We start from the raw sequence: 8956 nt of genomic DNA on the forward strand, positions 1-8956 counted from the left end.
GCTTTCGGCCAGCGCACCACCTTGAGCGGTACCGTCATCATCGACCAGGTGAAGGTACCCAAGAGCCAATTGATCCCGGCCTACAAGGGCTATGAGGAACCTTCCGCCGATGGCGCCATCTTCCAGATCATCCAAGCCGCCATCGACGTGGGCATTGCCCGTGCCGCCATTGCCGATACCCAGGAATTCGTGCGCACCAAGTCGCGTCCATGGATCGACAGCCAGCGTGACCATGCCTGGGAAGATCCATATTCGATCCAGGCCGTGGGCGACCTGCAGATCCGCCTGCACGCCAGCGATGCCTTGCTGGAGCGCGCCGGGCGCGCCATCGACGCGGCCGTGGCGGCACCGGACGCCGAGAGTGTGGCGCACGCACAGATCTTGACAGCCGAGGCCAAGGTCTTGTCCACCGAGATCGCCATCCATGCCACCAACAAGCTCTTCGAACTGGCCGGCACGCGTTCTACCCTGGGCCAATACAACCTGGACCGCCATTGGCGCAATGCGCGCACCCATACCCTGCATGATCCGGTGCGCTGGAAATACGCCCTCATCGGCAACTACTACCTCAACGGCGTCAAGCCACCGTTCCACGCGTGGAGCTGAGATGAGCGCGCCGCTATTGCAGGTCGACGCCATCCAGGTGCTCTACCAGGGCGCGCTGCTGGCCTTGCAGGAAGTCAGCCTGACGCTGCAGCCGGGCGAGATCCATGCCCTGCTGGGCGCCAATGGCGCCGGCAAGTCCACCACGCTCAAGGCCGTCTCCAACCTGCTGGCGGCGCAGCGCGGGCAGTTGCGCAGTGGGCGCATCCTCTTCGATGGACAGGATATTGCGCGCAGCAGCCCGGCCGATCTGGTGCGGCAGGGGCTGGCCCAGGTGCTGGAGGGGCGGCATTGCTTTGCCTCGTTGTCGGTGGAAGAAAACCTGCTGACTGGCTGGCCTGGCCGCTTCACGCGGCGTGCCGTGCTGCGCGATGCGCTGGAGCGCATCTACGCGATCTTTCCCTTGTTGCGCAATCGGCGGCGCAGCCTGGCCGGCTTGTGCTCGGGTGGCGAGCAGCAGATGGTGGCGATCGGGCGCGCGCTGATTTCGCGGCCACGCTTGCTGGTGCTGGATGAACCGTCGATGGGTTTGGCCCCGCTGGTGGTGGCCGACATCTTTGCGCAATTGAGCCGGCTCAACCGGGAAGAGGGCGTGGCCCTGCTGGTGGCCGAGCAGAACTCGGCGGTGGCCTTGCAATACGCGCATCGCGCCACCGTGCTGGAGAATGGCGCCAGCGTGCTGCAAGGGCCGGCAGAGGTGTTGCGGCAGCGTTCCGATATCCAGTCGTTCTACTTTGGCGAGAGCCGCATCGCGGCCTGAGCATTAGCACGACATGAAGGTATGTCGCAAGGAGCATTAAAGTTGGCTTAACCCTAGCGCAGATCAAATCATCGCCAGTTTGCGGTGGGGAAGGCGCACCAGTCTGACTATACTCGGTGGCAAGATGGCCGCACGGCAAGGCCGTGCGGCCATCTTGCTTTCATAGTCTCACAGGATGATGCGATGCTCGCCCAACTCAAAGCCACCTTCAAGTATTTCAACGATGCTGTTCCCTTCAAGCTGGTCCCCGCCCTGATCGCTACCGCGGTCCTGATCCTGCTGTTGCTCACCCCCTGTCCGGCCGGCCTGGAGCCCAAGGCCTGGGCGCTGGTGGCGATCTTCCTTACCACCATCGTGGCCATCATCCTGAAGGTGATGCCCATTGGCGTGATGGCGATGATGGCCATCGTCATCGTCTCGCTTTCACAAGTTACCTCCACCTCTTCCAAGGGCGCCATTGCCGACGCCCTGGCCAGTTTCTCCAATCCGCTGATCTGGCTCATCGTGGTGGCCATCCTGATTTCCCGTGGCTTGAAGAAGACCGGCCTGGGTCGGCGCGTGGGCCTGATGTTCATCGCCTTGCTGGGCAAGCGCACCATCGGCATCGGCTACGGCCTGGCCATCTGCGAACTGGTGCTGGCCCCCTTCACGCCCAGCAACACCGCGCGCGGCGGTGGCATCGTCCACCCCATCATGAAGTCGATTGCCAACGCCTTCGACTCGGACCCGGCCAAGGGCACGCAAAACAAGGTCGGCAGTTACCTGGCGCTGGTCAACTACCACGCCAACCCGATCACCTCGGCCATGTTCCTGACCGCCACCGCGCCCAATCCGCTGGTGGTCAACTACGTGGCCAAGGCTACCGGTCATGCGCTGCAACTGAGCTGGACCACCTGGGCGCTGTGCATGTTGCTGCCGGGCCTGGTATGCCTGTTGATCATGCCGCTGGTGATCTACCTGCTCTCGCCGCCGGAACTGAAGTCCACCCCGAACGCGGTCGATTATGCGCGCAGCGAACTGGACAAGATGGGCAAGCTGGGCGCCAGCGAAAAGGTCATGCTGGGTACCTTCGCGCTGTTGCTGCTGCTGTGGGCCAACGTGCCGGCCATGCTGCTGGGGGCGGCCTTCACGCTGGACCCAACGGTGGTGGCCTTCGTCGGCCTGTTCGTGTTGATCATCACCGGCACCATCGACTGGGACGACGTGCTCTCCGAAAAGAGCGCCTGGGATACCCTGGTCTGGTTCGGCGCGCTGGTGATGCTGGCTGAACAGTTGAACAAGACCGGCGTGGTGGCCTGGTTCTCCGATGGCATGAAGGCCGCCATCGTGGCCAGTGGCATGGGCTGGTATGCGGTGGCAGCGGTGCTGCTGCTGGTGTTCGTGCTGTCGCATTACTTCTTCGCCAGTACCACGGCCCACATCAGCGCGATGATGCTGGCTTTCCTGACGGTCGGTGCGCAGTTGCTGCCGCCGCAGTATGTGGTTCCCTTCATGCTGATGATGACCGCCGGCTCGGGCGTGATGATGACCCTGACCCACTATGCCACCGGCACTTCGCCCATCATCTTCGGCAGTGGTTATGTGTCCATGGGCAAGTGGTGGGGCGTGGGCTTTGTCATGGCGGTGGTGGAGTTGCTGGTGTTTGCTACGGTGGGGACGGTTTGGTGGAAGGTGTTGGGGTATTGGTAAGATGCTGGCAGGCCAGTTCGCTGGCAAGGGAGTGGTTAAAACAATATCGATAATAACGTTTGACGTTACTAACGGATGTCGTTACTATTCCCATGATCGAATCTTTCAAATGCGCCGACACCGAGGCGTTGCACGAAGGCAAGCGCGTAGCGCGGTTTGTCAACATTGAACGAGTGGCTTTGCGGAAGTTGCGGCAATTGGAAATTGCCATCCGGCTGGAAGAGTTGAGAATTCCGCCGCAGAACCGTCTTGAATTGCTCAAGGGTAGTCGGCAAGGGCAATACAGCATCAGAATCAACGATCAGTGGCGTCTTTGTTTCGTCTGGAAAGACGGTACTGCATTCGACATCGAGATCGTTGATTATCACAGTTAGGAGGCGCACATGGCTCGACGTCTTGCTCCGGTAACGCCCGGGGAATTACTCAATGAAGAATTCCTGAAACCCATGGGCATCACCCAATACCGCCTGGCAAAGGAAATTGGCGTCTCTCAGTTGCGCATCAGTGAGATCGTCAACGGCAAGCGCGCAATCACGGCAGATACCGATTTGCGGCTGGCGCGTTTCTTCGGTCTATCCGATGGCTACTGGCTGCGCGCGCAGGTTGCGCATGATACTGAGGTGGCACGGGAAAAGATGCGCGATGTATTGGCGGGCATCAAGCAATGGCAACCCAAGGAATCGACCCCGGCCTGAACGTGAAACGCAGTCAATGAAAATGGCGGCTTCCAAAAGGAGCCGCCATTTTTCATGCCAGTGATTTGCTTGCTTCAGATGCTTACTTCAGATCCAGCACAATGCGCCCATCAATCTTGCCCTCTTCCATACGCGCAAAGATGGCGTTGATGTTGTCCAGCTTGTCCCAACTGAAGTGCGCGGCGACCTTGCCTTCGGCGGCGAAGACCAGCGACTCTTCCAGGTCCTGGCGGGTGCCGACGATGGAGCCGCGCACCGTGATGCGCTTCAAGACCGTGTTGAAGACCGGCAGGCTGATGTCGCCCGGGGGCAGGCCGACCAAGGCCATGGTGCCGTGCGAGCGCAGGAAGCCGAAGGCCTGTTCCATTGCCTTGGGCGAGACCGCTGTCACCAAGGCGCCATGGGCGCCGCCGATGATGCGCTGGACGTCGGCTACCGCATTGTGGTCGCGACCATCCACGGTGAGGTCGGCGCCCAGTTTCTTGGCCAGCGCCAGCTTGTCTTCATGGATGTCGGCGGCCACCACGTGCATCCCCATGGCCTTGGCATATTGCACGGCCATGTGGCCCAGGCCGCCGATGCCGGAGATGACCACCCATTCGCCCGGGCGTACTTCGGTTTCCTTCAAGCCCTTGTAGACGGTCACGCCTGCGCACAGCACCGGGGCGGCCGGGCCGAACTCCAGGCTGGCCGGCAGGCGGCCGACGAAGTTGGGATCGGCCAGGCCATATTCGGCAAACGTGCCGTTGACCGAGTAACCGGTATTTTGTTGTTCCGCGCACAGGGTTTCCCAGCCGGTGCGGCAGGGCGAGCAGCAGCCGCAGGCCGTATGCAGCCAGGGCACGCCGACCCGATCGCCTTCCTTGACGTGCTTCACGCCGGCCCCCAGCGCGGCCACATAGCCAGTGCCTTCGTGGCCGGGAATGAAGGGTGGGGTGGGCTTGACCGGCCAGTCGCCTTGGGCGGCGTGCAGGTCGGTGTGGCATACGCCGCTGGCCTCGAACTTGACCAGGATCTGTCCCGGTCCGGGTGTGGGGACGGCGACTTGTTCGATGGACAGGGGCTTGCCGAATTCGCGGACCACGGCCGCTTTCATCATTTGCGTCATATGCACTCCTCTCGAGGGGGATCAACGGGATGCGCGGGCAGGGTGGCGGCCTTGTTGCTGCGCTTGCGGCCTGTTGTGCCTGCCGGCAGCGATCACTATCCTCCGCGCCTGCAATGACGACAATCGACGATTGCGCATGGATTGATCCATGTCGCCCATCGTTGAAAACTTGAATGGCCTTTCAAGAAAACTTATTCACCTGACCTTGACAATCTTGCCTGCGCAGGGCTTGCGCAGACGTCATTGTTCATATGGCGATGACAACTTCCACATCCGTCTCGGCCAGCAGCTTGGCCAGTTCCGGGGGCGGCGGGGCATCGGTGAAGAGCACGTCGATCTGCGACAGGTGCGCCATCTTCACCAGCGCCTGGCGGCCGAACTTGCTGGCGTCGGCCACCAGCCAGACCTGGCGCGATTGCTCGATGATGGTCTGGGCCACCTTGACTTCGCGGGCGTCGAAGTCGCGCAGCACGCCATCCATTTCGATGCTGGAAATGCCGATGATGCCGATGTCGACCTTGAACTGGCGGATGAAATCGATGGTAGCCTCGCCCACGATGCCGCGGTCGCGCGCGCGCACCACGCCGCCGGCGATGATGACTTCGAGCTCGGGATTGCTGGCCAGGGAGGTGGCCACGTTCAGATTGTTGGTGACCACGTGCAGGTGCTTGTGCTGCTGCAGGGCGCGCGCCACCTCTTCGGTGGTGGTGCCCAGGTTCAGGATCAGCGAGCAGCCGTCCGGCACCCGCGCCGCCACCGTCTGGCCGATGCGGCGCTTGGCGTCGGCGTGCATTACCTGGCGCTGTGGATAGGCGATGTTCTCGGTCGAGGACAGCAGGCCGACCCCGCCGTGATAGCGCGCCAGCAGGCTGGCATCGACCATCGACTTGACGTCGCGGCGCACGGTCTGGGTGGTGACGTTGAGTTGCTGGGCCAGCTCTTCCACCGAGATGGTGCCGTGCTTGCGGACGCATTCCAGCAGCGTCTGTTGCCTGGGATTAGCATCTTGTCGTTGAAATTTGGGTGAAATCTATGTTGAAAGTTAAGCACTATATTGATCTGATATGAACATTAAAAACCTAACGAACTTAAACCAAAAATATTGGTGAATACTTTCAGGATGTCGCTATCTTACGGGCACTGACAACTCCGGGTTATTGGTATTCCGTGGTTGCACGGAAGATGACCTCCCGAACCAACACGGCACGAATGCGAGGAAGCGGCCAATGGCGCTCGAATATGATCTCTGGGTAGTAGGTGGCGGTATCAATGGCGCGGGCATCGCGCGCGATGCGGCGGGTCGCGGCTTGCGGGTGTTGCTGTGCGAGCAGCACGACCTGGCCCAGCATACGTCTTCCTCCAGCACCAAGCTCATCCATGGTGGCTTGCGCTATCTCGAATACTACGAATTCAAGTTGGTGCGCAAGGCGCTGCAGGAGCGCGAAGTGCTGCTGCGCTCGGCGCCGCACATCATCTGGCCGTTGCGCTTCGTCATGCCGCATGACGCCAGCCAGCGCCCGGCCTGGATGATCCGTGCCGGTCTGTTCATGTACGACCACCTGGCCAAGCGCGAGATCCTGCCGGCCTCCGAAGGCGTCAACCTGGGCCGTCATGCCGCCGGCCAGCCACTGAAGGGTGACTATCGTCGTGGCTTCGTCTATTCCGATGGCTGGGTCGATGATGCGCGCCTGGTGGTATTGAATGCGATGGATGCGCAAGAGCATGGCGCGCGCATCCTCACCCGTACCAAGTGCATCAGCGCGCGTCGCGACGGCCAGAGCTGGCACGCCGTGCTGGAACACCAGGCCGCGGGCGGCGTACAGCAGGAAGAAGTGCGCGCCCGCGCCATCGTCAACGCTGCCGGCCCCTGGGCCGCCCGCTTTGCGCAGGCCGTGCCGCAGGCCAAGAGCGGACGCAGCCTGCGCCTGATCAAGGGCAGTCATATCGTGGTCAAGCGTCTGTTCGACCACCCCTATGCGTATATCTTCCAGAACCCCGACAAGCGCATCATCTTCGCCATTCCCTACCAGGAAGAATTCACTCTGATCGGCACCACCGACCTCGAATACCACGGCGACGCCGGCCAGGTCGAGATCGATGCCGAAGAAATCGATTACCTGTGCCAGATGGCCAATCGTTATTTCAAGCGCCAGATCAGCAAGAGCGACGTGGTGTGGACCTATTCCGGCGTGCGTCCGCTGCTGGACGACAGCGCCGAGAATGCCTCGGCCATCACCCGCGACTACCTGCTCGAATGCGACGATGCCGGCGCCCCCATGTTGAACGTCTGGGGCGGCAAGATCACCACCTATCGCAAGCTGGCCGAGGAAGCCCTGGCCCTGCTGGCGCCGCACCTGGGGGCGTCGACCCAGCCCTGGACGGCTGGTGCGCCGCTGCCGGGCGGCGACCTGGAGCAGGCCGGCAAGATGGTGGCCCGTTATGACTTCGATGGCTGGCTGCGTCAGTTCCAGGCACGCCACCCGTGGCTGCCGGCTGAGCTTGCCCATCGCTACGCGCGCAGTTATGGTTCGCGCGTGGAGCAGGTCATTGGCCAGGCCGACCGCCTGGCGGCATTGGGTGAAGAACTGAGCCCCGGTCTGTACGAAGCCGAGGCGCGCTACCTGGTGCAACACGAATGGGCGCGCAGCGCCGACGATATCCTGTGGCGTCGTAGCAAGCTGGGCCTGCACAGTGGAGCGCAGCACAGAGGACGATTGGAGGCGTGGCTGGCCAGTTTGCCAGACCCCGCCCCGCCAGTGCCCCACTGAGCCAGGTCGCCGCAGCCATCAATTAAAAAAAAGTAGCGAGGAGACAGCGTGACCCTGGAACTGAAACAAGTGGCCAAGACGGTCGGTGCGCAAACGCATCTGTATCCGCTTGACCTGAATCTCGCCAAAGGCGGCATCAATGTCTTGCTGGGGCCGACCCAGGCCGGCAAGACATCGCTGATGCGCATCATCGCCGGGCTCGACAAGCCCACCGCAGGACGCGTACTGGTCGATGGCCAGGATGTGACCGGGGTGGGGGTACGCGAGCGCAACCTGGCGATGGTCTATCAGCAATTCATCAACTATCCCGGTCTGACGGTGTTCGAGAACATCGCCGCACCCTTGCGCTTGCAGAAGCAGCCCGAGCAAGAGATCAGCAAGCGCGTCAACGAGATCGCCGAGAAACTGCATATCGCCCACCTGCTGCAACGCCTGCCGGGCGAGCTCTCTGGTGGCCAGCAGCAGCGCTGCGCGCTGGCGCGTGCGCTCATCAAGCGCGCTCCGCTGGTGCTGCTGGATGAACCGCTGGTCAACCTCGACTACAAGCTGCGCGAGGAATTGCGCAGCGAACTGATTTCGCTCTTCGCCACCGGCGACACCACGGTGGTCTACGCCACCACCGAGCCGCAGGAAGCGCTGCTGCTGGGCGGCCACACCGCCGTGATGCACGAAGGCCGCCTGCTGCAATTCGCGCCAACGCTGGAATTGTTCAACAGTCCCGCTTCCACCCGGGTGGCGGCCATCTTCAACGACCCGCCCATGAATCTGCTGGAAGAACCCCAACGCCGTACCGCGTAGCTGAACTCCCCGCATGACCGACATCCTGCTGATCCGCCACGGCGAAACCGACTGGAACGTGGACAAGCGCCTGCAAGGGCATATCGACATCGGCCTGAACCAGGCCGGCCAGCGCCAGGTGTTGGCGCTGGGCGAGGCGCTGGCGGGAGAGGGCATCGATGCCATCTTCGCCAGCGACCTGCAGCGCGCCCGCGACACGGCCCAGGCCGTGGCCGATGCAGCAGGACTGGAGGTCTTGATCGATGCGGGCTTGCGCGAGCGCTGCTATGGCGCGTTCGAAGGCCTGCGCCACATCGAGATCGAAGCGCGTTATCCCGACGCCTATCGCCAATGGAAGGCACGCGACCCGGACTACCGTTATCCGGCCGGCGAGCGCATGGCCGAGACCATGCGGGAGTTCTACGAACGTTCGGTGCAAGCCGTGCAGCGCGTGCTCGGCTCGGGGCGCTATCGCAAGGTCGCCATCGTCACCCATGGTGGCGTGCTGGAGTGCGTGCATCACTGGGCCAGCCAGACTTCCTTCGCCCAGCCGCGC

Annotated in this window: 9 protein-coding genes and 1 pseudogene; 8 read left to right on the top strand and 2 right to left on the bottom strand. The window is 62.4% G+C overall.

Features of this window, described 5'->3' with window-relative positions; genetic code table 11:
* From I5W_RS03650 to I5W_RS03670, 5 genes are all read left to right on the top strand, one after another.
* On the top strand, positions 1–606 hold a 606-nt coding region (locus I5W_RS03650; protein ID WP_044528216.1), incomplete at its 5' end, for an acyl-CoA dehydrogenase family protein.
* 1 nt (position 607) lies between these two features.
* Positions 608–1363 carry an ABC transporter ATP-binding protein gene (locus I5W_RS03655; RefSeq protein WP_017451346.1) on the top strand — a complete coding sequence of 252 codons (756 nt, stop codon included), beginning with the start codon at positions 608–610 and terminating at the stop codon, positions 1361–1363.
* A gap of 183 nt (positions 1364–1546) precedes the next feature.
* Complete coding sequence (locus I5W_RS03660) at positions 1547–3052, top strand: DASS family sodium-coupled anion symporter (RefSeq protein ID WP_017451345.1); 1506 nt, start codon at positions 1547–1549, stop codon at positions 3050–3052.
* 92 nt (positions 3053–3144) lie between these two features.
* Positions 3145–3426 carry a type II toxin-antitoxin system RelE/ParE family toxin gene (locus I5W_RS03665; protein WP_026051984.1) on the top strand — a complete coding sequence of 94 codons (282 nt, stop codon included), beginning with the start codon at positions 3145–3147 and terminating at the stop codon, positions 3424–3426.
* Positions 3427–3435: 9 nt separating this feature from the next.
* Positions 3436–3747, top strand: a complete 312-nt coding sequence (locus tag I5W_RS03670; protein ID WP_026051983.1) for a HigA family addiction module antitoxin — start codon at positions 3436–3438, stop codon at positions 3745–3747.
* An 82-nt stretch (positions 3748–3829) separates the two neighbouring features.
* Here the strand turns inward: I5W_RS03670 and adhP are convergent, their stop codons facing one another.
* Positions 3830–4855: an alcohol dehydrogenase AdhP gene (gene adhP, locus I5W_RS03675; protein WP_017451342.1), complete on the bottom strand. Its 1026-nt coding sequence runs from the start codon at positions 4853–4855 to the stop codon at positions 3830–3832.
* Positions 4856–5102: 247 nt separating this feature from the next.
* Positions 5103–5885, bottom strand: coding sequence for a DeoR/GlpR family DNA-binding transcription regulator (locus tag I5W_RS03680; protein ID WP_044528217.1), 783 nt, complete (start codon positions 5883–5885; stop codon positions 5103–5105).
* Between the two features lie 196 nt (positions 5886–6081).
* Here I5W_RS03680 and glpD point away from each other — a divergent pair, with 196 nt between their 5' ends.
* The 3 genes and pseudogenes from glpD to I5W_RS03695 all read left to right on the top strand — a co-directional run.
* Positions 6082–7623 carry a glycerol-3-phosphate dehydrogenase gene (gene glpD / locus I5W_RS03685; RefSeq protein WP_044528218.1) on the top strand — a complete coding sequence of 514 codons (1542 nt, stop codon included), beginning with the start codon at positions 6082–6084 and terminating at the stop codon, positions 7621–7623.
* Positions 7624–7671: 48 nt separating this feature from the next.
* Positions 7672–8397 (top strand): annotated as a pseudogene (locus I5W_RS03690) (ABC transporter ATP-binding protein); the annotation flags it as partial.
* A gap of 37 nt (positions 8398–8434) precedes the next feature.
* Positions 8435–8956 (top strand): histidine phosphatase family protein (locus I5W_RS03695; protein ID WP_044528219.1); only part of this gene is annotated, 522 nt, incomplete at its 3' end.

This window comes from Herbaspirillum sp. B65 (assembly GCF_000333555.1).
GTDB lineage: Bacteria > Pseudomonadota > Gammaproteobacteria > Burkholderiales > Burkholderiaceae_D > Herbaspirillum > Herbaspirillum rubrisubalbicans.